This is a genomic window from Leuconostoc falkenbergense, from assembly GCF_014634805.1.
Lineage (GTDB): Bacteria > Bacillota > Bacilli > Lactobacillales > Lactobacillaceae > Leuconostoc > Leuconostoc falkenbergense.
The window spans coordinates 17,013-41,770 of record NZ_BMBS01000001.1; the positions used below are offsets into that span (position 1 = coordinate 17,013).

22 protein-coding genes and 1 other annotated feature are annotated in these 24,758 nt (G+C 38.7%); of the genes, 3 read left to right on the plus strand and 19 right to left on the minus strand.

Annotated elements, in window-relative coordinates:
* Positions 1-65: 65 nt before the first annotated feature.
* The 12 genes from pgsA to ykzS all read right to left on the minus strand — a co-directional run bounded on the left by pgsA (position 66) and on the right by ykzS (position 10,988).
* Entirely contained in the window at positions 66-647 is a 582-nt protein-coding gene (pgsA, locus tag IEU71_RS00160) for a CDP-diacylglycerol--glycerol-3-phosphate 3-phosphatidyltransferase (RefSeq protein WP_004914341.1), read from the minus strand.
* 11 nt (positions 648-658) lie between these two features.
* On the minus strand, positions 659-1,546 hold the full coding sequence (locus IEU71_RS00165) for a helix-turn-helix domain-containing protein (RefSeq protein WP_004914338.1): 888 nt from the start codon (positions 1,544-1,546) through the stop codon (positions 659-661).
* Between the two features lie 14 nt (positions 1,547-1,560).
* On the minus strand, positions 1,561-2,832 hold the full coding sequence (yfmH, locus tag IEU71_RS00170; protein WP_004914336.1) for an EF-P 5-aminopentanol modification-associated protein YfmH: 1,272 nt from the start codon (positions 2,830-2,832) through the stop codon (positions 1,561-1,563).
* A gap of 1 nt (position 2,833) precedes the next feature.
* Positions 2,834-4,096, minus strand: coding sequence for an EF-P 5-aminopentanol modification-associated protein YfmF (gene yfmF / locus IEU71_RS00175; protein WP_004914334.1), 1,263 nt, complete (start codon positions 4,094-4,096; stop codon positions 2,834-2,836).
* A complete protein-coding gene (gene cls / locus IEU71_RS00180; RefSeq protein WP_004914332.1) occupies positions 4,093-5,547 on the minus strand; it encodes a cardiolipin synthase in 1,455 nt (484 codons plus the stop codon). Before cls ends, yfmF begins: the two co-directional genes overlap by 4 nt.
* A gap of 81 nt (positions 5,548-5,628) precedes the next feature.
* Positions 5,629-6,483, minus strand: a complete 855-nt coding sequence (locus tag IEU71_RS00185; protein ID WP_004914328.1) for an amino acid ABC transporter substrate-binding protein — start codon at positions 6,481-6,483, stop codon at positions 5,629-5,631.
* The gene (locus IEU71_RS00190; RefSeq protein WP_004914323.1) at positions 6,483-7,121 is read right to left on the minus strand and encodes an amino acid ABC transporter ATP-binding protein; all 639 of its coding nucleotides are present in this window, start codon (positions 7,119-7,121) and stop codon (positions 6,483-6,485) included. Before IEU71_RS00190 ends, IEU71_RS00185 begins: the two co-directional genes overlap by 1 nt.
* Positions 7,122-7,125: 4 nt before the next feature.
* Positions 7,126-7,767, minus strand: a complete 642-nt coding sequence (locus tag IEU71_RS00195; protein WP_004914322.1) for an amino acid ABC transporter permease — start codon at positions 7,765-7,767, stop codon at positions 7,126-7,128.
* Between the two features lie 84 nt (positions 7,768-7,851).
* Positions 7,852-8,185, minus strand: a binding site (T-box leader).
* A 35-nt stretch (positions 8,186-8,220) separates the two neighbouring features.
* Positions 8,221-8,748, minus strand: coding sequence for a rod shape-determining protein MreD (mreD, locus tag IEU71_RS00200; protein WP_004914318.1), 528 nt, complete (start codon positions 8,746-8,748; stop codon positions 8,221-8,223).
* Positions 8,748-9,605, minus strand: a complete 858-nt coding sequence (mreC, locus tag IEU71_RS00205; RefSeq protein ID WP_004914316.1) for a rod shape-determining protein MreC — start codon at positions 9,603-9,605, stop codon at positions 8,748-8,750. The genes mreD and mreC overlap by 1 nt, the downstream gene beginning before the upstream one ends.
* Positions 9,606-9,718: 113 nt before the next feature.
* Complete coding sequence (locus IEU71_RS00210; RefSeq protein ID WP_004914314.1) at positions 9,719-10,726, minus strand: rod shape-determining protein; 1,008 nt, start codon at positions 10,724-10,726, stop codon at positions 9,719-9,721.
* An 88-nt stretch (positions 10,727-10,814) separates the two neighbouring features.
* Positions 10,815-10,988, minus strand: a complete 174-nt coding sequence (gene ykzS, locus IEU71_RS00215; protein ID WP_004914310.1) for a protein YkzS — start codon at positions 10,986-10,988, stop codon at positions 10,815-10,817.
* A gap of 163 nt (positions 10,989-11,151) precedes the next feature.
* Here ykzS and IEU71_RS00220 point away from each other — a divergent pair, with 163 nt between their 5' ends.
* Positions 11,152-13,197 carry an ATP-dependent Clp protease ATP-binding subunit gene (locus tag IEU71_RS00220; protein ID WP_036067736.1) on the plus strand — a complete coding sequence of 682 codons (2,046 nt, stop codon included), beginning with the start codon at positions 11,152-11,154 and terminating at the stop codon, positions 13,195-13,197.
* Positions 13,198-13,264: 67 nt separating this feature from the next.
* Positions 13,265-13,957, plus strand: coding sequence for a MucBP domain-containing protein (locus IEU71_RS00225; protein ID WP_004914302.1), 693 nt, complete (start codon positions 13,265-13,267; stop codon positions 13,955-13,957).
* Positions 13,958-13,995: 38 nt separating this feature from the next.
* On the opposite strand, the gene IEU71_RS00230 is transcribed toward IEU71_RS00225, so the two are convergent.
* Genes IEU71_RS00230 through pcrA form a run of 4 tightly spaced genes read right to left on the minus strand, consistent with a single transcriptional unit; the run spans position 13,996 to position 19,923 of the window.
* Positions 13,996-15,138: a CamS family sex pheromone protein gene (locus IEU71_RS00230; RefSeq protein ID WP_004914301.1), complete on the minus strand. Its 1,143-nt coding sequence runs from the start codon at positions 15,136-15,138 to the stop codon at positions 13,996-13,998.
* Positions 15,135-17,180 carry an NAD-dependent DNA ligase LigA gene (ligA, locus tag IEU71_RS00235; RefSeq protein WP_004914297.1) on the minus strand — a complete coding sequence of 682 codons (2,046 nt, stop codon included), beginning with the start codon at positions 17,178-17,180 and terminating at the stop codon, positions 15,135-15,137. The genes IEU71_RS00230 and ligA overlap by 4 nt, the downstream gene beginning before the upstream one ends.
* 8 nt (positions 17,181-17,188) lie before the next feature.
* Positions 17,189-17,677: an AAA family ATPase gene (locus tag IEU71_RS00240; RefSeq protein WP_004914294.1), complete on the minus strand. Its 489-nt coding sequence runs from the start codon at positions 17,675-17,677 to the stop codon at positions 17,189-17,191.
* On the minus strand, positions 17,674-19,923 hold the full coding sequence (pcrA, locus tag IEU71_RS00245; RefSeq protein ID WP_004914291.1) for a DNA helicase PcrA: 2,250 nt from the start codon (positions 19,921-19,923) through the stop codon (positions 17,674-17,676). The genes IEU71_RS00240 and pcrA overlap by 4 nt, the downstream gene beginning before the upstream one ends.
* A gap of 174 nt (positions 19,924-20,097) precedes the next feature.
* On the opposite strand from pcrA, the gene IEU71_RS00250 reads away from it, so the two are divergent.
* Positions 20,098-20,604 (plus strand): GNAT family N-acetyltransferase, encoded by a 507-nt coding sequence (locus IEU71_RS00250; RefSeq protein ID WP_036067043.1) that lies wholly within the window; start codon positions 20,098-20,100, stop codon positions 20,602-20,604.
* Positions 20,605-20,633: 29 nt separating this feature from the next.
* Here the strand turns inward: IEU71_RS00250 and IEU71_RS00255 are convergent, their stop codons facing one another.
* The 3 genes from IEU71_RS00255 to cydD are packed head-to-tail and all read right to left on the minus strand — an operon-like array spanning position 20,634 to position 24,711.
* Positions 20,634-21,266 carry a glycoside hydrolase family 73 protein gene (locus IEU71_RS00255; protein WP_004910855.1) on the minus strand — a complete coding sequence of 211 codons (633 nt, stop codon included), beginning with the start codon at positions 21,264-21,266 and terminating at the stop codon, positions 20,634-20,636.
* On the minus strand, positions 21,266-22,987 hold the full coding sequence (cydC, locus tag IEU71_RS00260; RefSeq protein WP_004910854.1) for a thiol reductant ABC exporter subunit CydC: 1,722 nt from the start codon (positions 22,985-22,987) through the stop codon (positions 21,266-21,268). The genes IEU71_RS00255 and cydC overlap by 1 nt, the downstream gene beginning before the upstream one ends.
* A complete protein-coding gene (gene cydD, locus IEU71_RS00265; RefSeq protein WP_004910852.1) occupies positions 22,984-24,711 on the minus strand; it encodes a thiol reductant ABC exporter subunit CydD in 1,728 nt (575 codons plus the stop codon). The genes cydC and cydD overlap by 4 nt, the downstream gene beginning before the upstream one ends.
* Positions 24,712-24,758: the final 47 nt, after the last annotated feature.

Consider the following 24,758-nt stretch of genomic DNA (forward strand, 5'->3'; position numbering starts at 1 on the left):
TGTTCGTTATCTTTTGTTCATACTTTGTTATACGAAAAAAGCGCTTCAAGCGCTTTGAAAACGTACTATAAACCATCTGAGAAAACAACTCTATTTTGCCAAAAGTAGTCTAATCCAGAATATATCGTGAATATTACCGCTACCCACAATAAGATGTCTCCAATTGGAAAGCCAATTGTGGCAAACGGTGCATTGTGAATATACAAAAAGAAAATAGCAAACATTTGAGAAAATGTTTTTATTTTGCCGGGCATTTGCGCTGCCAACACTTGACCATTATTTTCAACAATTAGTGTCCTTAAACCAGTAATAGCCAGTTCGCGAATCACAATAACTGCTGTCATCCATGCCGGTACAACGCCAAAGCTGGTTAGAAAAATCAATGCTGTCATTACCAACAGTTTGTCCGCCAACGGATCTGCAAACTTGCCAAAATTGGTTACTAAGTGCTGACTGCGTGCAATTTTGCCATCTAGAAAATCCGTGATTGCAGCACTTGCAAATACAATTGCTGCAATTAACCATGTGGTGGGCACTGTAGTACCCGCCAATTTCACATTTCCCCAATCCAACGGCAATGTTAATAACAAGATAAAAATTGGAATTAAAATAATACGAAAAACTGTTAATTTATTAGGTAAATTCATGAAAAATCCTTCTATTTATTTAGATTAAATAAAACATTCCAAAAGGCAGTAGTAGCACCATCCACTGGCACAGTTTCACCGTCCACAGTTAAAGTTGCGTTGCTAACATTAGTAAATTGTACATTGAAAGAAGTTGTACCAGATGGAATCTCTACTGTTTTATCATTACCAGCCGAAACTGTCTCATTTAATAATATATTGCTATTGCCATCACTAACCTTAACAGTTGTCCCGGTACTCTGTGCCTTAATCACAACAGTATGCTTTTTTGTGCTCTCGTTAGATAAATTAAAAATGGTTGTTTGTAGACTTGTATTTGTTTCGGGAGAGCCTAAATCCAACTTTTTCTTGCTGGAAGAGGAAGCAGAGGACGAAGAACTTGATTTTTTTGACGATGTAGCATTTGACGAAGATTTCGGTACAGCCGAAGACGAAACTGAAACATTCCCACTATCACTGTTTTGTGATGTACCAGTACCAACATGAGTCAAAACAAACCAAATCACTGCCAATGCAATCACAATCAACAAACCAATCCAGATTGTCGGCATAAAATTGGACAGTCTTGACTTGGCCGTCATTGTATGATCAATACCAGCGCGCATAATACCATCATCATCTTGGTGCGCGCGACTCAAATCACTACTACGTGAAATCGACACTGGTGGTTTTTCTCCCAAAACCTCATCTGGGTGTAAACCAACTGCTAAAGCATATTGACGAATAAAAGCACGCACATAAAAATCACCCGGTAGAACGCTGAGATTATTTTCCTCAATCGCAACCAAATAACGACGTTGAATCTTGGTGATATTCTGAATATCATCCAATGATAAATTTTTAGATTGGCGAGCAGCTTTTAATTGTTCACCAATTTGATTTGTTAATGTTTCACTCATAAATGTCCTAAAACCTATTTTTGCAACACAAACCGTTGCAGTACAGCATCCTGAAAAATTATATCGGCTGTTACAAGAATGTCATCAAATGTTAAATCTTGTAACAACTCTATCTTATCAAAAAGATTAGCCCCAGACAAGGCATCATCTCCTCGAAGTGCAATGTTTTCAAGTGAATTTAGACGTTGTATACCTTCACCAATGGTTGCTCGTTTAAGTTGTTCAAAATTATGGGCTTGATTCTTCAACGCGCTGCGATATTGATTAATTTGCGTTTGAATTGCCTTTTCTAACGCCTGATAAGCTGTCGTTTCCGCGAAGATACTAATAAATTGATATTCACGTATTAAATCAAAAGATGTGTCAAATTCTGAATCAATAATACCTTTATTATACAACTTTTGATACCAATCCGTCTGCTCACCAAAGAGTAAATCCAACATTAGATCAACCGCTAAAGTACGTTTAGTGACGATTGTACCACGCAACGGCTTGCCATTAATGCGAATACCAAACGCAACCTTGGGCCGTGAAATATTAAACTGACGTGTATCAGACAGATTAACCGCTGGTTGAAGATTTGGCGTCAAGCGTGTGACTGATGAAGAGTTGCTTGCAAAAAGCTGTTGTGTTTGACTAATTGTTTCTAAAAGTTCAAGCTTATCAAAATGGCCAATTACTTGCAGTGTGAGTTGGCTCGGTTGATAAAAGGCATGGTGGACATCATATAGTAATTCTGGTGTAATCGTCGCAATAGATTGCTGTGTGCCGGCTATATCATGCGCCATTGGCGATTCTGGATACATCATAGACAAAATGCCCATATAAACGGCCCAATTCGGATCATCTTCGTACATTTGAATTTCTTGCCCGATAATACCCTGTTCCTTTGCAACAGTTTTATCGCTAAAATAAGGTGTCTGGACAAATTGCAAAAGATGCTGGAGTGCGGGTACAACATGTTGCGTCGTAGAAAATAAATAGCTGGTTTGATATGCATTTGTAAAGGCATTAGCGTCAGCACCTAATTGACCAAAACGTGTAAACGCATCTTCATTTTCTTTTTCAAAAAGTTTATGCTCCAAAAAATGAGCAGTTCCAGCTGGAATTTTTTTGGGTGAACCTTGCCCTACTTGATATTTTTCATCGAGTGATCCATAGTCGGTCGTCAAAACAGCAAACGTCTTATGATAATCCGGTTTTTCCACCATTACCACTTTTAAACCATCCGGCATAGTCTCGGTTAATACTTTTTCTTTTAGTTGTTTGTAATACTTTTCTAGCATGCTATTCCTTAGGCAACAATATGAATCTGCTTTGTATCTGAAGCTTTTGTGCTACAAGCGCAATGTCATTTGACGTAACCGCTTGTACTTGCTTAATCCATTCAAATTCACTGGTCTCACTACCAGTCAACAAACGTGAAAAAGCGATTTCTATTTGGCTATTAGGTGAATCTTGCTGACTGAGATAATCATTTATCAAACTTTTTTTAATTGAAGCTACCACTTTCTCGTCAAAATCACCGTTTTGCATAGCCAAAATTTCTTGATGAATCATTTTCTCTGTTTGTGCCACCTTGTCAGCATCCAATCCAGCTGCAATTAATAAAAAACCAGTGTCGTACTGCCATTTTGAATAAATGCTGTATGCTAAGGAGGCCTTTTCACGTACATTCATAAATAACTTCGACAAAGGCGAACCCCCTAGCAAAGCATTCATCACCATAGCAGCAAATCTTTGCTTATCCAACGGTGGCACATCCAGATGCATCGCTAATGTCAACATTGCTTGGTTAATGTCTTGAAGATGTTTTTCTTTTTCGACAGTGGCTGGGCGTAACGCCTGACGATAAAATGGTTGTAAAAACGGTAGCCTTCTCGCTGGGACTGACCAGCCGCTGACTAGTGAAGCGACTTCACTATCGTTGACATCACCTAAAACAACAATATTTACAAGATCATTAGTGATCATATTCTTGTAAGTAGTATACACTGACTCAGATGTCAAATTTTTAACCAAATCAATATCACCCGCCGATGACGATTGCAAATTTGGCACATCATACGTGATATTACGTAATTGGCTGATTGCATAACGTGATTTGTCATCACTAATGCTTTCTAATTCATTAATTAGACTTTGCTTTTCCTTTGCAAAGACGTCATCATCAAATTTTTGCTCACCCACAAGTGGATCAAACATCATATCCTTTAAGAAATCAAACGCACTGACTAACAAATTGCTACCATCACTGACATAATCAGGAGCTGGTAATTGCATCGTCACTCGCAAATGATGTGTTTGACCAAAGCGATACACATCGGTTTGATATTGCGCCCCGTATAAATCAATTGTTTTTTGCGCCACGTCTTGTTGTGTGGGGTATCGTCGCGCACTGACTGCCATAAGGTAAGATAAAAGCGATCTAGCACTGATATTAGATGTTAATGCAGGCGCCACAAAATCAACAGCAATATGTAATGTTTTAAATTGTGTGGTAGGTAAAATAACTAAATTTACCCCTGAATTGATTCTATATTTTTTCATAGTATTGGTGAGAATAGTCGACTAAACTTTTGCTTGAATTTCATCCAGACAGATTGTTGATCAAAATAATCAGCTGTCAAAAGTGTCGATTTCTCAATATCCTTTAAAAAGAGTTCCTCTAATTGTACCGCAAATTCTGGATCATAAATGAATGCATTAGCTTCAAAATTAAGTGAAAACGAACGAATATCCATGTTAGCAGACCCCACTGTGGCCACCTCATTATCAATCATCACCACTTTGCTATGAAGAAATCCACCATCATAACGATAAACCGTCGCCCCCAAGTCAATTAATTCCTTTGCATAATACTGAGTTGCCCGATAAACTAACGGATGATCCGGCATACTTGGAATCATCAGGCAAACCTCAACGCCTGACAAAATAGCAATTTCCAATGTTTCTAAAACTGGTGAATCAGGAATAAAGTAAGGCGTTTGGATCATAATTTTTTTGCGTGCAGAAGCAAACATTCGCATAAATCCTTGCTTAATTTGTTTCATATCATTGTCAGGTCCACTTGAAACAATCTGAATCATAGACTTGCCCGGTAATGAAAAATTTTCAGGAAAGTATGCTGTCGTTTGTGTCAATATTTCTTTTCCTTCAGCTGTGGCATTCCAATCCATTAAAAAGCGACTTTGTAGTGATAACACCGCATCACCAGAAATTCTAGTATGTGTGTCACGCCAATTGCCAAACTTTTTGAATTTTCCTAAATATTGATCCCCAACATTGAAACCACCAATATAGCCAATTTTGCCATCTATAATTGCAATTTTTCTGTGATTTCGAAAATTAAAACGCAAAGTCAGAACTTGAAAACGACGCATCAAAAAGGGTACAGCTACACCGCCAGCAGCCCGTAAACGTTTGTACATATCGACGTGTTGCCCATGAGAACCAAACTGATCAAAAATGACTCTCACTTCAACGCCTTCACTGGCCTTTTGGGTTAACAAATCAATTAACTGGTTACCTATGGTATCATCATAGATCGTAAAGTATTCTAAATGAATATGTTCCTTTGCCGCACGTATATCGTCAAATAAAGCTTCAAACTTACTCTCACCATCGGTGAATATCGTAATCTTGTTACCACGTGTTAGTACAGATTTGTCAGAAGTCAAAAATAGACCCAATAGCTCACTTGCACTTTCAGGAATAGGTAATAATGTTTCGATATCAGCCAATTGATGACGTTGGTTAATCGCAATTTGTTCAAGACCACGCTGCTCTTGTGTCCTTAAACGAAAAATTTTTTTGCTAGAGATACGACTGCCCGCCAAGAAAAAAATAGCAAATCCAATTACTGGTAGAAAAAGCAACACTAACATCCATGCCCAAATCGTCGCAATATCTCGCTTTTGGCGAAAAACGGTAATGAATGCTACGACCGTATTGACGACTAAGGTTAAAATTATAATTATCCAAAATGAATCTCTAAGCATATCTCCCCCATTAAACTGTTTTAGGCATAATCATATTTTAACACAAAAAAAGGCGCCAATTGGGCGCCTTCATGATTTTAACTACTTTCCAAACCACTTCGTACTTAACTTCTGTAAACGACCATCCTTTTCAAAAATGGCTAATTCTTTATCGACAGCCTTTCGAAGCGACTTGTCTGATTTTCGGAATCCGACACCTGTGTGGTCAGTTGGAAAATCGCCAACGGTCACCGTATAATCATTAGGATTAGACTGATGTGCCACATAATAACGCGCATAGTCTTCGTCAATCAAAAGACCATCAATCCGTCCAGCGTTCAAATCATTGAATGCTTTGTCAAATGTGTCATAACCTACAACAGTATTATCCTTGACATACTGTTTTAATACCTTTGGATATTTATTAAATCCTTCATCACCACTTGACGCAGTCTGATCACCCAAAACCTTGTCTTTCATATCAGCAAAACTGTTAATATTATTTTTTTTCAACGTTACCAAAACTTGTGTTGCCTTGTGATATGGTGTGGAAAATGCCACTTGTTTCTTTCTAGCGGCCGTAATAGTATAACCGTTCCAGATTGCGTCAATGTTGCCAGTGTTCAATTCTGTTTCCTTCATTGACCAGTCGATTGGCTGCCATTTAACTTTTATGCCCATACTTTTGAAAACAGCATTTGCCATATCAACATCAAATCCAACTAGTTTACCATTTTTATCACGAAAACCCATAGGTACAAACGTATCATCTAAACCAATCGTAATTTGCTTAGATTTTTTGATTCTTGACCACTCGTCGGTCTCTATAGTCGTTTGATTATCACTCGTCTTCGTTTGTGTTGGTCGTGATAACGCGAGCCCCGCCCATATAAGAATGGCAAGAAATACTAGTCCAACAATACTATTGACAATAATTTTCTTTTTCAGACTTGGCATTAACGTACCACCTCCTTAGCAAAATCAAAAATACGATCAGAAACAATCTCTGCAAAAAATTGATCATGGGTAATAATAACTTGTGTTACACCACGAGATTTTAATGTTTTCACAACTTCGGCAACCTGTTTAGTGGAAGATTCATCCAGACCACTTGTTGGCTCATCGTAAGCCAATATTTTAGGGCTCATGGCTAATGCCCTCGCAATTGCCACACGTTGCTTTTGACCACCTGAGAGTTGATATGGATATAAATCAGCTTTGTCCGCCATACCCAGTGACTCTAGAAGTGATAGCGCTTGTTCTTTAGCTTTTTCAGCTGGCACTTTATTGACATTAATAGGTGCCAAAGTAATGTTATCCATTACTGTAAAATTAGGAAACAGATTAAAATCTTGAAAAATGAGTCCAATATTAGCATCTGAACGTTCACCGTCTATACTAATTGCTTCATTGTTAATGGTAATTTCACCACTATTGGCAGGTTCTAATCCCGCCATTATTTTAATCAAAGTTGTCTTACCAATACCAGATGGCCCAACAATACTGAGAACTTCACCCTCTTTTACTGTCAGATTTAGGTTTTTGAAAATGACATTTTGGTCATACATTTTGGTCAAATTTTTAATGGTTAACATTGGGTTACCTCCAAGTATTGAGTACTTTTTCACTACGACGTAATAGCAACGTCACGATTGCAGTCATTAATAAATAAATCAAACCAACTAACAGGTATGGCATTAATGTCACATCACGACTTGCAGCAATATTTCCGGCCCGAAGCATATCACCTAGACCAATAACATAAACAAGTGACGTATCTTTAACTAAATTAATCACTTCATTACCAAATGACGGTACTACAATTTTGATTACTTGTGGCAAAATGATTTTGAAAAATGTCTGAAATTTGTTAAATCCTAACACTTTAGCAGCATCATATTGTCCAACGGGTATCGCCTGTAACCCACCACGGAATATTTCAGCCAAGTACGCTGCATAATTAATAATGAAAGCAATTATAGCTGCCTCAAAGCGAGGAAATGTCACACCAATCATGCCTAGCCCATAGTAGATAAAAATCAACTGAAGCAATAATGGTGTCCCACGCATAATCCAAATATAACCATTAATCAACCATCTAATAGTGAAATATGGTGACTTCAATCCCAAAGATACAATGATTCCCAGCGGTACTGATCCAATAATAGTGAGAAAGAAAATCCCCAATGTCATTTTCAAACCTGATAACAAACTCGGTAATATTGTTGCTAAATAACTCATGCCCTGTACTCCTTTTGAAAAATTAATTATAATTTTGATATATCATAAAACGAAAAGCGCCCCCTTACAACGATTTCATCATTGTAAGAGGACGCTAATGCGTGGTGCCACCCCAAATTTAAGTTTTGTTCACACAAAACTTCTCAATCAGTCAATCTACCACTAAACAAAAACACCCTCCAAATACAATTAGTATTCAGAGGGCGTTTATCGCGGTACCACCTCTTGGTCATGTTGCCATCGCTGTCAACATCTCAATCAGTCAAAGACTGTATGCAATAACGGGCATTACCGGCATGACCTACTCAATTCAATCACTCACTCGCGAATGTGGTTCATCAATCATAGTTACTTGCTCACACCAACCGCAAACTCTCTTCATACTATGAAAAATTACTCTTTCGCTCAACGTTTTATTATATGTTTCTAAGTATACTAGGATTTTCTAATTTGTCAACGTAAGAATTGAAAAAAAGACCAAATCGGATAATGAACTACTGCTGCTAGTCCCACATTCAAGAATACTGTTGGCAACACTTCATACATCAAGAACGTCAACAAGCTAATATTAGCTAACCCAATGATAAAACCGGCCAAGTAACTAATAAAAAGATACACCACTAAACCAGCCAAATAGAGAAATAGGCCACTGAGCAACCTTTCGTCTAAAACACGATGAAGTTGTTTCATAACTGCAACTGCCACCAAGAAAGCACATGTATAAGTACCAAAAATACCAGTATAATACATATCAAATAAAATACCAACGAGCGTGACGTAAAACCATAATGGCAATTCATTATCAACATCAAATTGCACACCAAGAAACGCCCATCCGAGTGTCAAGGTCGGTAAAACATGCCAAGGAAAATGCGTCAATATGCCACCTAGTCCTGACATTAAAGTGCCATCAATAAATAGGGTAAGTACAAACAACACAGGATAAATGACACGTAATCTTGTTAGCTGCCAAAAAGCCATTAATTTGCTCCAATCTGAGAAATTGCAACCATCACCGTTGTGACGTTACCTAAGTCAGCAGCCGGTTCAATATAAATTTTCTTTGACAAACCATAATCATCAGTACTGACTTTAGCAACCTTCCCCACGTATAAACCAGCGGGGATAACACCACCTAATCCAGATGTCTCAACTAAGTCACCTTTTTTAATTTTATTATCAGAGGTTACCTGTCCCATGATCAGTTGGTTCTTTTCGCGATTAAAACTTGTCACAATCCCGTTAACATCACCATTGTCACCTTTAATTGTGATAGCAAACCGATTGGCATCAGAACTCGTATCAGAAATTAAGGCTACTTTCGAATTAGTCGTATTAACTTCACTAATACGGCCAATAATACCAGCACCCGCAAGAACCGGCATACCTTTTTTTAGGCCAGCGTTTGAGCCTTGATTAATGACAAGCTGTGACTGCCAAGTAGTTGGAGAACGGCTGATTGTCACAGCAGATATTGTTTTATAATCTGTTAATGTTGCTTTTAACTTTAACTGCTCTTTAAGAGATTTATTTTCTTCTTGCACAGTTTGAAGTCTAACTTTATCTTGTGCAAAAGCGTCTATTTTTGCTTTTAAAGCTTTATTTTCTTCAAAAGTATCAAGCAAGTTACCGATACTATTAGCTGTCCGCCCAATTGCAGTAGTAGGAACAGCGATAACACGACTGACACCCCCAGCTAAATCATTCCCAAACCGTTGCAAAAAAGGGGGCGTGTTTGTGCGCTTAGCCCACCAGTTAGATCCTGCTATTAAGCTAACAATCACAATAATGCCAACAATTAATGTGACAACTGTACGTGATGAAAATATTTTTTTCATGTTTTTCCCCAAAACGTGAAGTAGCAATATATGCCACTAATCGCAAATAACGTCTATTTCTGAAAATATAAAAGCGTAGCGCAAGCGCCACGCTCTAGAATACAAAATTAAAATTAACTTTGTCGCATGACATCAATTGACTTTAATGCCTCTCCAGTGCCAATAGCCACGGCATCTAATGGCTCGTTGGCAATTAAAACAGGTACTTTGGTCGCTTCCTGAATAATTTTATCCATGTCACGCAATAAAGCCCCACCGCCAGTCAAAACCATACCGTGATCAATAACATCAGCTGCAAGTTCAGGTTGTGTTGATTCTAATGTTTCACGAATAGCTGCAACGATTTCTTGTACTGGCTCTTGAATAGCGGCAGCAACATCTTCCGCCGTTACATCAATCGTTTTTGGCAGTCCTGTCAATAAATCACGACCGCGTACCGTTGCATTTGGTAAAGTTCTCGCCAAATCCAGCGAAGCAGCACCAATTTCAATTTTTAAACGCTCGGCAGTTGGTTCACCAATGGTGACATTATATTTATTGCGGACAAAATTAGCGATAGCTTCATCTAACTTGTCGCCAGCAATACGAATTGAACGGCTTGATACAATGCCACCAAGAGAAATTGTAGCCACATCTGTTGTACCGCCACCCATGTCAACAACCATGGAACCAGTTGGGTCCATGACGGGTAATCCAGCACCAACTGCTGCTGCAAAGGGTTCTTCAATGACGTAGGCATCACGGGCACCAGCAACACGTGCTGCATCAATCACGGCGCGTCGTTCAACAGCTGTCACACCCGAAGGTACACCAATAGTGACGTATGGCTTACCAATACGACCGCCAAGGGCTTTTTGCAAATAATAACGAATCATAGCAACTGTGGTGTCATAGTCAGCAATAACACCATCACGCATTGGACGAATCGCTGCAATACTAGCTGGCGTACGACCTAACATGTCTTTTGCCTCTGAACCAACTGCAACTACTTCGTTTGTTTGAGTGTTACGCGCGACAACTGAAGGCTCACGCAAAACGATGCCACGACCTTCGATATATACATATGTGTTTGCGGTACCTAAATCAATACCGACATTGCGTTGTCCAAATGAAAATGCCACGTTACTGCCCCTTTAATTGCCATTTAAAATAATATTATTTTTTACTTAACTTATAATATTGTAGCATAAAAAACTTGCTTTTCGTATACTAATTTGCACGGACATATGTCACCTGACCATGAGCATGTGCAATACCTCGAATCGCGTTTTGATACGCAAATGAGGCCCATGCCTTTTGAAACGCCGGAAAGTTTTCTGGGTTAATTTTAATTTCATTTATTTTGCCATCACGCAAATCATTCAATGCTATTGTGTAATCCATGTTTCACCTCAATTATAATTGTAACACGATTTATTTTTAGCACTCATTCTTATTGAGTGCTAATTAGTTGAACCTTTTTGTTTTCTTTATGATATAATAATCTTATAACCTATGAAAGGAGAGTATGGCTTTGAATCACACACGAGCCATACGCATAGTAAATATGGCACAACAAGATCCCTTTGGTTTTAATAACTTAGACGACATGTTCCGGGCTATGAACGAACAAATGGCTCAGGTTCAAGGTCAACAAAATACACAATCGAAAAAAAATAAAAATAGCAAACGTCAATTACTTGATGAATATGGCATTAACTTGACACAACAAGCTCGTGATGGCAAGCTCGATCCTGTTATCGGACGTGGCAATGAAGTGTCACGCACAATTGAAATTTTAAACCGACGTACAAAAAATAATCCAGTTCTTATTGGTGAACCCGGCGTTGGTAAAACCGCAGTTGTAGAAGGTTTAGCATTAGCTATTGTCGCTGGTAAAGTTCCCGATAAGCTCCAACAAAAAGAAGTTATCCGTCTCGATATGTCAGCTTTAGTTCAAGGCACGAGCATGCGTGGTCAATTTGAAGCAAGAATGCGTCAATTGATGAAAGAAGTGACAGACAATGATGATGTCATCCTATTTATTGATGAAATTCACGAAATTATGGGCGCTGGTAATGCAGAGGGCGGAATGGATGCTGGTAATATTCTAAAGCCAGCTCTTGCTCGTGGCGAGTTTCAATTGATTGGCGCCACAACTTTAAACGAATACCGTAAAATTGAAAAGGATGGCGCAATCGCCCGTCGTTTTCAACCTGTTCAAGTTGAAGAACCAACTAAGGAAGAAACACTCACAATTTTGCAAGGAATTCGCCAACGATACCAAGATTATCACCACGTCATTTATACAGATGACGCTTTGAAAGCGGCTGTTGATTTATCAGATCGTTATATTCCTGAACGATTTTTGCCGGACAAGGCCATTGACTTGATTGATGAAGCTGGTTCACGCAAAAACTTAACTATGAATGTTGCCGATCCACAAACGATTCAAGGTAAAATTGACGCTGCTGATCGTTTCAAGCAAGAAGCAATTGACAAGGAAGACTTTGAAAAAGCTAGTTATTGGCGCGACCAAGTTAATCAACTCGAGTCTCAAAAAGCCCAAGTTGAAGCGCATCCAGAAATGTCAAAACCGCAAAACATTGACGAGAAAGATATTTTAGACATCATCGAGGAAAAAACAGATATCCCGGTTGGTGAATTGAAAGAAAATGAAGCTAATCAATTACAAGACTTGGACAAAAATTTGTCCGAGCATGTGGTTGGTCAAGAAAATGCTGTTGAAACTGTTGCTAAAGCAGTGCGTCGAAACAGAATTGGTTTGACAAAATCTGGTCGCCCAATTGGATCATTTTTATTTGTTGGTCCAACTGGCGTGGGTAAAACTGAAACTGCTAAACAACTTGCCAAAGAAATGTTTGGTAGTGAAGATGCAATGATTCGTTTTGATATGTCAGAATACATGGAAAAACACACTGCATCTAAAATGATTGGCGCTCCCGCAGGGTATGTTGGTTATGAGGAAGCTGGGCAGCTCACTGAGCAGGTCCGTCGTCACCCTTATTCACTAGTGCTGTTTGATGAAGTTGAGAAAGCCCATCCCGATATTATGAATATGTTCCTGCAAATTCTGGATGATGGTCGTTTGACGGACGCTCAAGGCCATGTTGTTAGCTTTAAAGATACAATTGTTATTATGACATCCAATGCCGGTTCAACAGATACAGGTAACTCACCAGTCGGATTTGCACAAGTGGATAATCAAAATCGCCTAATGCAGCGACTAGAAAATTATTTTAGGCCGGAATTTTTGAACCGTTTTGATGATATCGTTGAATTCCAACCACTATCCCAGGCACATTTGCTAAAAATCGTTGATTTATTGTTGGACAATATGAATGATAATTTATCAGAAAACGGTCTCCACATCGAAGTCAGTGAGTCTGCGAAAAAGCAATTGGTATCTTTGGGCTACGATCCTTCAATGGGTGCTCGTCCGTTGCGTCGAGTGTTACAAGACAAAATTGCCGATGGTATTGCTGACTATTATTTGGCTCATCCAACTGTCCATCAGTTATTTGCTGACTGGCAAGATGGATCCTTTATCATTAGTGAAGTTCAAAACGAACCAGCTCAAGTTGAAAAGTAATAATGAAGACCTGCGGGTCTTTTTTTGTTTGTGATATAATGGTGACATATTCAAAGGGGATTCTTCTATGGCAAATACTGCACCCGTATGGGTTTACGATAAAGATATTGCAACAGGCGAACTGTTACAGGAACCGCGTCGATTAGACGGGAAATCTGGTACTGATTACCATGTTTCACCGGCTGCGATTAAACAATATGAATATGTTGATAACTCTGGTCAATTGACGGGCGTTTTTGGTGATTTACCACAAACATCAGTCTTATATTATCGTCCTAATGACTGGCGAGCTGTACATCGTATTGATATGTTTGTAGAAACGTTAACCAAACTGCCTGTTTATCCAACCCCTAGTGATCTTAGTCCAATTATCACCACAATTTCACCCAAAGAATTTTGGAATACTCATCTTCGTGTCATTACCAGTAATGGTCAATTCTGGTATCAAATTGGTGATCATCATTGGCTCAGATACGATTCAAGTCAAATGGCTCTTTCAGATAACGCGCCAGATCAAGCAAACGTCAACTATTTCAATAATCCTGAAAAAGTTGAGAGTGATCAACCTAACGCCATTGTTAACTTTTTACCAGGGCAATCAACGGAAGTTTTCGAATCACCATATGGATTGCCTGTTGGCAGTGTTCTAAATGGTGACTTTGTGGCTATCTCAGATGAGTTGCACGATGCCAACGGTGTCGTTTGGTTAAAATTAGCTACTAAAGGCTGGATAAACGGTGTGTATATTGATCGATTATAAAAAGAAGCAAAGTGAATGTCCTTTGCTTCTTTTTATAATCAATCTAATAATGTTGTTGTAAATGTTTTTTCACCAGACTTGCGAATCAAAATCGCCTGCATTTCATTGGCTGTCTGTACAATGATTTTAATTGGCACATTGCTTGGCAAATACTTCAAAGCTGATTGTGAAATATAAGTTGTGAAACTTTCAATTTCGGTTTGACTATAAAATTGCGTTGTGACGTTGACTGTCATGCTTGACAACGTACCATTCTTAAAGTCAGCAACAGCGGTTGCTCCTGCAATATTCGGGAAAAAGTTGGCAACGTCATTTTTAAAATTAGCAAATCCTGTGTTAGCATCCGAACCCAATTTAGAAGTATCAGTTGACTCTTTTGGCAATACAATTGATTGATCGTTAATATCGGACCATTTCTCAATTGTTGTCCCTTTATCACTCGTTGTCTGTGCGTAGAAACTACCTGGTGCAAGTGAATCTGTTTGTGAATTAGCATACATGGCAATCACGATTGGCGTATCATCACTAACACCTTTTTGTTCACGAACTTGCTTTAAAATCTGTGGCGCAATCTTTTTACCGTAAGCAATACGGTCCGCTTCAGATATATTTTGCGTGTAGGTGGCACCATATTGTTCTTTTTGGTATTCATCTTGTGTATTCATTGCAACACCAATGATCATACCTGATAACTTCAAACTATTACCATCCTTGACCATAAAGTCTTGTTCCGTCAAAGTTTGTACATAAATTGGGTTGCGTGAACTATCGGTTTTACCATTATCCTCAGGATTAAGGCCAATGGTATCACTACTACTTTTGCGTCCCAATAAATCTGTCACCAGAGATGAACCCAAGTATTGTCCTTCTTGAAAAATATAACGACTGGGTTTAAAGTGGTCTTTTGCCAAATCTAGTAATGATGATTCAAAATTTTTAACATCCAGACTATTCGGCTCAGAAGAAGCAGTAATACCTCGTGCGGCGCTCACTAAATATCGACCATTCTTAATAACTGTTTGGTACTCACCGGGTGTACTTTGTGTAATCTGTACCCCACTAGTTTTTTTAGTCGTTGTCGGTGTGACCCGATTGGCATTAAAAAAATATAATGCACCAACCGCCACCCCCAAGACTACCACCGCAATTATCATATAAATTCGGAAACTAATGCGTTTCATGACTTGTTATCCTCTTTTAACTGTGCATCAACAAATGCTTGTTCTGTCCAAACCGTGACACCCAGTTCGTTTGCTTTCTCTAACTTACTACCAGCAGCGCCACCGGCGATGAGTAAATCAGTTTTTGCCGAAACAGACCCGGCGACACTAGCACCATGATCTTGCAACCACTTAGTCGCAACTGGACGACTACTCTGTTCTAGTTTACCAGTTAATACAACCTTTTTGCCATAAAAAAATGAATTTTCGTCAATTTCGACCCCAGATGAGTAAATTTGATTGACACCTGCTTCAGTTAACTCTTGCTGAAGTTTATCTGCAGCGGGCATGCTGAAGTATTGTACTAATGACTGAGCAATGGTTTCACCAATACCTGGAATGGCTGAAATTTCATCAACATCCGCATTTGCTATTGCTGTGAGTGTTTTGAATTTTTCAGCAATTAGGCGTGCCGCTTTAGCACCAACCATACGAATGCCTAATCCAAACAACAAACGCTCTAACGAATTATTTTTCGATTGAGCAATTGCATTGATTAAATTTGCCGCAGATTTTTCCTTGAATTTATCTAATGTCAACAGTTGAGACAATTCCAACCGGTAAATTGAAGCAACGTCTTGAATATATCCTGCTTTCAATAGTTGACCGATAACACGTGGCCCCATACCATCAATATTCATCGCATTGCGCGACGCAAAATGCGTTAACCCTTCTTGAATTTGAGCTGAACAAAATGGATTGATGCATCGCAAAGCAACTTCACCTTCAATATGAACTAATTCCGATCGACAAGCTGGACAAAAAGTGGGGATTTCATAGATGGTACTATCAACTGGTCGCTTATCTACTATCACTTGCCCGATTTCTGGAATGATATCACCGGCTTTGTGAAGTGTTACAGTATCACCGATTCGCACCCCTTTTTCATTCAAATAATCAGGATTATGTAAGCTAGCACGTTGCACTGTTGTACCCGCTAACTGAACTGGATCCATCACAGCAGTTGGTGTCACTGCGCCAGTGCGGCCAACTGTCCATTCAATGTCTCTAACAACTGTCAGTGCTTCTTCTGGCGGAAACTTATAAGCAATTGCCCAACGAGGAATTTTAACCGTATTGCCTAAATCAATTTGCAAATCTAATTGATTAACTTTAACAACAACACCATCAATACCATATGCCAACTCATCACGTTTAGCAGTGTACTCTGAAATATAGTCAGCAATATCTGCCATTTTTTCTATCACACGGTTTTGACGATTGGTGGGTAAACCAAGTGATGCAAAACGCGCCAAGGCACCACTTTGAGTTGTAGCGCCCAAAACTTCCGGTTCAGCGGTGTAATAAACAAAGGCCGATAATTCACGTGATTTCGTGATACTAACATCTAATTGACGTAATGAACCTGCTGCCGCGTTCCGTGGGTTTGCAAAAGGTTCTAATCCATCAGCTTCTCGTTGCAAATTCAACTTAGCAAAACTTTTTTTCGGCATATAAATTTCGCCACGTACCTCAATGGTTAGTGGCTCTGTTAGCGTTTGTGGCACTGATTTAATTGTTTTCACATTGCGCGTGACATCTTCACCAACAACACCATTACCTCGTGTTGAGGCCTGTACCAGTTTACCTTGTTCGTAGGTGAGCGCCACTGCTAAACCGTCAATTTTGAGCTCCAAATTGTACGCTGATTGAAACCCTAATGATTTGGTCGTGCGCACATCCCACTCCTCGAGTTCTGCCAAACTAAAGACATCCCCTAGTGACAACATCGGTGCTGGATGGGTAACTTTTGCTAGATCAGATTTGGTGTCAGCGCCTCCAACATTTTGTGTTGGTGAATCCGGCGTCATAAATTGAGGAAATACGGTTTCCAGCGCAACAAGCCGTGCGTATAAGGCATCATAGATATGATCTTCAACCAAAGGCTCATCGTTTTCATAATAGGCAACACCATAATTGATTAATTGTGTCTGTAAATGAGCAATTTCTTGCTGCGCTGTCTCTGTTGTCATTTTTTCAATTGGTGTAAATTCTGGTAACATCTCATACCTCACTGATGATTAATTCGTTGCATGATAACTGCGATAGCTTGTTTCAGAGTAGTCGTTTGATTAAAGAGTATTTCGTTTGACAATCCAAGATAATCTTTTTTTCGATACCACTTGGCAACATCTGACTCTGTAAATGATACAAATTTTTTTGTTCGATGACGATTAATCGTTTCTGGCAACGTCAAATCATAATAGACGGGTATAACAACGTCAAACTTTTTTAAAGCAGATTGTAACATTTCTTGATATACATCTTGCCGTAAAATACCTTCCAAAATCACAATGTCCACATGCAAACGACCAAATTCAATTAATTCGGCCATCAAATTAATGGCTAAATTGCCTGCATGATCATCAACTTGTAGCATTTGTCGGCGAACAATATCTTGTGAAATTAGAAAACTATTATCACACTGGTCATGTAAAGCTTGTGCTAACGTGGTTTTACCACTTCCAGAATTGCCTCTAATAATGATAAATGTTGTCATTCGACACGTGTAATTGGTGCGAAAGCGGCCAAAAGTTGCTTAACCCCTTCAGAAGGAAAAGCGACTTTCAATTCTTGATCTTGGGCGTCTCCGGAAACGGCGACCACTGTCCCAATGCCCCATTTTTTGTGTGATACTTTATCGCCAGCTCGCCATGGCGTTTTATCCGCCCCAGTCGTACCTGATGTCGTTTTTGTTACAGGACTTGCTTTATAGGTTGTTGCCGTTGCACGCTGCGTACGATTGTCAAACGGTAAATGGCGGTCTAAAGTAGTAGAACTATTAAATCCACTATTAACCATGTCGAGTAGTTCAGGAGATATTTCATCAATGAAACGCGACGCTTCATTAGATTGTGTACGACCATAAAGCAAGCGTGAATAAGCGTTTGTTAAGAACAACTTTTTCATTGCACGTGTAATACCCACATAAGCCAACCTGCGTTCTTCTTCAAGTTGATCGTCATCCATCATTGAACGCGATAGCGGGAAAATACCTTCTTCCATGCCGACAAGAAATACCACAGGGAACTCCAAACCTTTGGCAGCGTGTAATGTCATTAGTGTCACTGCGCCATCACCTTCTTCAAAATCATCTAAATCGCTCATCAGAGCAGTTGAACCAAGAAAATCTGTCATTGGATCAACTGAATCAGGATCATCTGGATTGTATTTAGCATCAAACTCTTTGGTAACTGACAAGAACTCCTCTAAGTTTTCTAAACGTCCTTGACTTTCCGGATCATTTTTTTCTGCTAACATTTTGCGATAACCGGAGGTCGTCATTGCCATTTCTGCTAATTCAGTAACATTCAAGAACTCAGCTTGTTGACGCAGATTGTGCATCATTTCAGCAAAACTAATCAGCTTAGAAGCGGCTTTTGCTGTAATTTCAGGCGCTAGTTCAATATTTTCAATGGCACCCATATAGGACAAATCCATACGATTGGCAAAAGCACGTAAACGATTAATTGAAGTTGCGCCAATGCCTCGTTTGGGTTCATTCACGATACGTTCAAACGCAGCATTATCTGATGGATTGGTGATTAAATTCATATACGACATAATGTCTAAAATTTCTTTACGCTCGTAGAATTTATGCCCACCTACCATCGTATATGGCATATTAGCTTTAACCAAAGCTTCTTCAATGCCTCGTGATTGGGCATTGGTACGATACAAAACAGCAAAATCACTGTACGCCATTTGTTCCGTTTGTCGCATTTTTTGAATATTTGATAAAACAAAATTAGCCTCGTCACGTTCACTTTGTGCACGATAATAAGTTATTTTGTCGCCTTTGCCATTTTCAGTCCATAAGTTTTTGTCAATGCGCTCATTATTGTTGTTAATAACAGCATTGGCGGCGTCCAAAATATTTTGTGTCGACCGATAATTTTGCTCTAACATGACGGTATGCGCATCAGGATAATCTTTCTCAAAATTTAAAATATTATTCATATTAGCGCCACGCCAGCCATAAATGGACTGATCTGCATCACCGACTACTGCTAAATTACGTGATCTTTTGGCTAACATATTAACAATTGTATATTGCGCATCATTTGTATCTTGGTACTCATCGACGTGTAAATACTCAAATTGATTTTGATATTTTGACAATACATCTGGTACTTGGTTGAACAAATCGATTGTCAGCATAATCAAATCATCAAAGTCCACACTTTGCGCACGACGTAATTCAGATTGATAGGCAGCATAAACTTCTGCGACAGTTTCTTCGTAAACATTTCCGGCTTGTTTTGCATATGCTTTAGGTGTCAACATATCATTTTTGGCATTGGAAATCGTCCCTAAAATTGTTCTGGGATCATATTGGTTTGTGTCAAGATTTAAATCATTAATCACTCTTTTGAGCAAAGTACGCTGCGCACTAGTATCAACAATGGTGAAATTACGTGATAAGCCAATATTTTCACCATCACGTCGCAAAATTCGTACTGCTAAGGCATGAAATGTTGATACCCAAATTTCTTTTGCCACTTCAGCATCAACAAGTTGGGCAATTCTTTCACGCATTTCTCGTGCTGCTTTATTAGTAAACGTAATTGCCAAAATGCGCCAAGGATAAATATTTAAATCTTGTATGAGATGTGCAATACGATGTGTCAACACACGCGTTTTTCCTGAGCCAGCACCAGCCATAATCAATAATGGTCCCTGTGTCGTTTGTACTGCTTCTGATTGTCGATCATTCATTCCTGAAACAAGTGTTTCTAATGGCATATTGTTGTCCTTTATCTGTAAATTAGCTCTTTCTATTTTACCACCAATAGGCCGATATCTCTATTCACTGCATCAGGATTTTTTATTACCCGTTATGATAAAATATCAAATTGTGTTAAACTATGAGTGACCAAATCCCATTTTATGGACAAAACAAAAGAAAGTGTATCAAAAATGAAACTTAGACCATTAGAGAAAAGAGATTTATCCTATATTTATGAACAGGAAAATTCTCGTCGCGTCATGGCACTTTGGTTTGAGGAACCTTATTCTTCATTTGACGAACTACAAATTTTATATGATCGTCATATTTTAGATCAAACTGAACGCCGCTTTGTTATTGAGGATAACGAATCGTTCATTGGTGTCGTCGAATTAATGGATATCGACACGCTTCATCGTCATACTGAAATTCAAATTATTATACATAGTAAATATCAGGGCCATGGTTATGCACAAAGTGCGATGAAAGCCGGCATTGAATATGCCTTCACAGTGCTTAATATGCACAAAGTCTATCTGTATGTCGATGTCAAAAACGCAGCAGCTGTTCATATTTATAAAAAAATTGGTTTTATCGCTGAGGGAACCTTGCGAGAACATTTCTTTGCCGAAGGTCGCTACCATGATAGTCTCATGATGGGTATTTTTAAATCAGAATTTGAAAAATCAACAAAATAAAAACTAACAATTACAAAAATTGTTAGTTTTTATTTTGTGGGCACATCAAATCGATCAAGATGCCACGTTTGAATGATTGTAGTTAATTTTTTGGCATAGGAAGGATCGGTCGCATAGCCATCTTGCGTCAAAGCTTGTGCAGCAGTGGCATAGTCCTTTGCCGCCAAAACGTGTTGATATTGGTTTGTATTCCAACTAGTCCCACGATACAAGAGCATCGCGTGAGCTTTCATACTCTCTTGCCAACTACTGTAAGCAGCAAAACGCCCTTGAATCGTGATCCACTGCCCATTTTCATATTCTTTAGTTGGCAATATCACACTTTTTTGTCCTGCGTCTGCCTTGATGCCGTATAAATTATGATATTGAGTTGCTAATGTACTTGTATTCCAATTGGATTCTAAAATGGCTTGCGCAATACTAATTGAGGCAATGACATGATATTTTTCTTGCAATTCACGCGCATACGGTGCTAATTGATTAATCCAAGCAGCTTTTTGAGCATGGTCAGCATCCTCTGATTGTGTTTGTTGCCGTTGATAAATAACCGTCTCTGAAACCATAGAGGCAACGACCACCAAAGCAAAAAGGCCACCGATTAACCATAATAATCGTTGTTGGCGCAGTTTTTTTTTGGATTTACGACGCTTTTTCTTTGCCATTAATATTGATCCATTAGTAGTAGTTGCTTAAATCTTTCTGATTCATCACGAAGAAGTGATGGTTTACCTGACAAAACAAATTTGCCTGCTTCTAAAAAGTATACTTTATCAACATTTTCAATACCTGTCAAATGATGCGTTACCCAAATAATCGTACGATCTTGCAAAACTGAAAAGATTTGTGTCAAGACATCATGTTCAGTTTTTGGATCAAGAGATACTGTTGGCTCATCCAAAACAACAATAGGTGCTGCCTGCAATAAAATACGCGCCAAGGCAAATCGTTGCTGTTCACCACCTGAAAATCGAGCGCCAGCTTCACGCATTTGTGTGTGATATCCCTCTGGCAAAGCGTCAATTAGCGGTTGTAAACCAGCTTGTTTGATGGCCTCTGCTACTGCATCATCAGAAGCATGAATATTACCCATGCGCACATTATTCAATATTGTTGAATCAAATAAATAAGCTTGTTGATCCAAAACAGCTACCAATTCTGACATTTTTGGCTGTAATTGGCTAACTGGCTGACCACCAATAGTAACTTCGCCTTGATTTGGATTGATATCGCCTGCCAGCAGTTTTAATATAGTTGTTTTACCAGCACCCGAACGGCCCAATAATGCAATTTTTTCGCCTGATGTTATTGTCAAATCTAAATGATCAATTATTGTTTTATCAGCATAAGCAAACGTTACTTTATCAAATTTCACTACCGTATTTTTAGGAATTAGTGCACTTTCAATCTTTTTAACTGCGGGCAACTGATTCAAGCGTGTCATACTATCTTCATAAACCGATGCTTCACTAACGCCTTGATTAACACCAACAAAACTATCAACCAATGGGAATATTGCTAATGTGAAAGCTGCGATATAGTTGACCAAATCACGGTCATTAGCAAATTGATTGCCCGCCCAAATCAATGTTGTAATCGTCAATAATAATACCAACATTTGAATTAAGAAATCACGCCACCACCCAAATTTCATACTTTTATTTTTAACACTAGCCAATTCTGACATCACTTTGCCCTGCCGTGAGACCAAATCAGCTTGTCTACCCGAGAGCACCCAGTCCTGTAATCCCAAGATAGCATCCGTCGCTTCAGTATAAAGTTGATTCTGTAAAGCTTTTTGACGGCGAACACCATTGTAATTCCATTTTAAGCTTAGCAAAGGAATCACGATTAAAATAACAGCCAGTATAAAAAACCACCACAACATAAATTGCCAATTAACAACGCCAAATCCAATGCTGACAAAAATATACAACATGATGCCAGCACCGAGTGGAAATAGTGTTCTGAGATAAAGATTTTGCAATCGATCTAAATCATCAGCTAACAAACTAAGTATATCACCCGTCTGCATACGACCACGAATGCTACCTGCTGTGCTCGCAACACTCTCATAAAGTCGTCGCCTTGTTTTTGATACAATACGTAATACCCAATTGTGTGACACCAAACGTTGCGCATAGCGAAAGACTGGCCTTGCAATACCAAAAGCACGCGTTAATACGATAGGCACATAAATAATTAAAATATTTTCAGGATGTTGTGCCGACCTTGAAATTAAGAATCCAGAGACAAACATCAAAGCGCCTGCTGCAAAAGTAGTCATGAAGTTTAAAAATATTGACCAAAACAAACCAGATTTTTGTTGCCGCAAAAATGGCATAATCCAATGATCATTTTGAAGTAACTTTTGAATTTTTTTCATACCAATTTACCTCGATACAATTCATGACGTAGGTGATTAAGCGCACTATTTTCATCGGCTAACAATATTTTAGGCTCACCAGTTTCAACAATTTGACCATTTGCTATCACTAAAACATAATCCATTTGATCTAACCAATGTAGACGATGTGTCGCAAAGAAAACTAAGTGATTTGCTAAAATTGGCGCCATGGTTTGTTTTAATTCAACTTCAGTTTCAATATCCAAATGAGCAGTTGGTTCGTCAAAAAGCAACACTTTTCGTTGAGGATCAAGTAACATTCGCGCTAACGCTACGCGCTGCGCTTGCCCACCAGATAGCTGACGACCACTCTCACCTATCATTGTATCGAGTCCATCCGGCATTTCACGAACCAAAGAAGACAGTCCTGCCCGTTCAATAGCTGATTCAACCGTCACATCATCCGTATTTGGTGTATAAAATTTAATATTATCACGTAAAGAAGCATGAAAAATATAGGGAGATTGCGGCATGTAGAAAAACTGTTTTTGCCAATTTTGCTGGGTCAGGTGTGACAATGTTTGACCATTCACAATAATTGAGCCTTCATTTGGCTGCAAAAAACCGCCCAAAAGCTTCAATAGCGTTGATTTTCCTGAACCACTCTCCCCGACAATCGCAATTTTTTGATATCCTTTTGCACTGACGTTAATGTTTGTTAGTGTTGGTACCGTATCGTATGAAAAAGCAACATCAGCCAAATTTAATTCAGAATTCGTTTGCCACGTTGCCAGTGTCAACAAATCTTGTTCTGGAACACTTGGCATATCAATAACCGTTAATACGTCAGTCAGAGCATTTTTGCCGTTTAAAGTTGCATGATAATCATCTGCAAAGTTACGTAGTGGCAAAAAATATTCTGGTGCCAAAATTAAAATAGATAGTGCCGGCAAGAGTGTCATCTTACCATTCATAAGATCAAAACCCAAAAACACGGCCACAATTGCAATAGAAAGTGTGGTAAAAAAGTCTAATGCAAATGTAGAAGTGATTGCTATGCGGAGTGTCCGCATTGTCGTCTTACGATAATCCTCTGAAATGTTATAAATTTCTGACCCATAAGATTGTGATAAACCAAGCTGCTTCAATGTTGGCAAACCACGTAAAGCATCCACAAAACGATTATTTAAATTTTTAAAATTAGCAAACTCAGCATCCGCTTTACTCTGTGCAGCTAAACCAAGAATAATGAAAAATAAAATTACCACCGGAAAAATTAATAATAAAAATAACCCTTGTTCCCATTTTAAGAAAAAGATGTAAAGTAAAATCAACCATGGAATAATACTCAAATCAAAAACTTTAATCAGCAACAATTGAAAATAATTTTTGACATTGTCTAAGCCAACGCCAAGTGTTGTAACCGCATTTCCAGTACCTGATTTTGTAATGACACTTGGCCCAATTTCCGCGTACTTTGCCAGTAATTGTACACGATAAGACTCGACCGCCTGATCTGAAAAGTGGGCCATCAATGAATTTTTAAAAACGACCAGCAATTGCCGAACTAAAAAAGCAATCGCAAAAGCAAGCACTTGATTCACCACACTTGTGATACCATTACCTTGCCATAAAGCAACAAGAACTTTGGCAAGAAAAATACCCTGAAACAATATTGCAAATGCTTGTAATCCTGTAAATACAACCAGAGTTGCCAATATTTTTATAATGCCCGGCACGGCAAACAATCTTTTATCTATCATCTACTATCTATTGTTTGCTGAAAATTCAATTATTCAGCATACTCTCC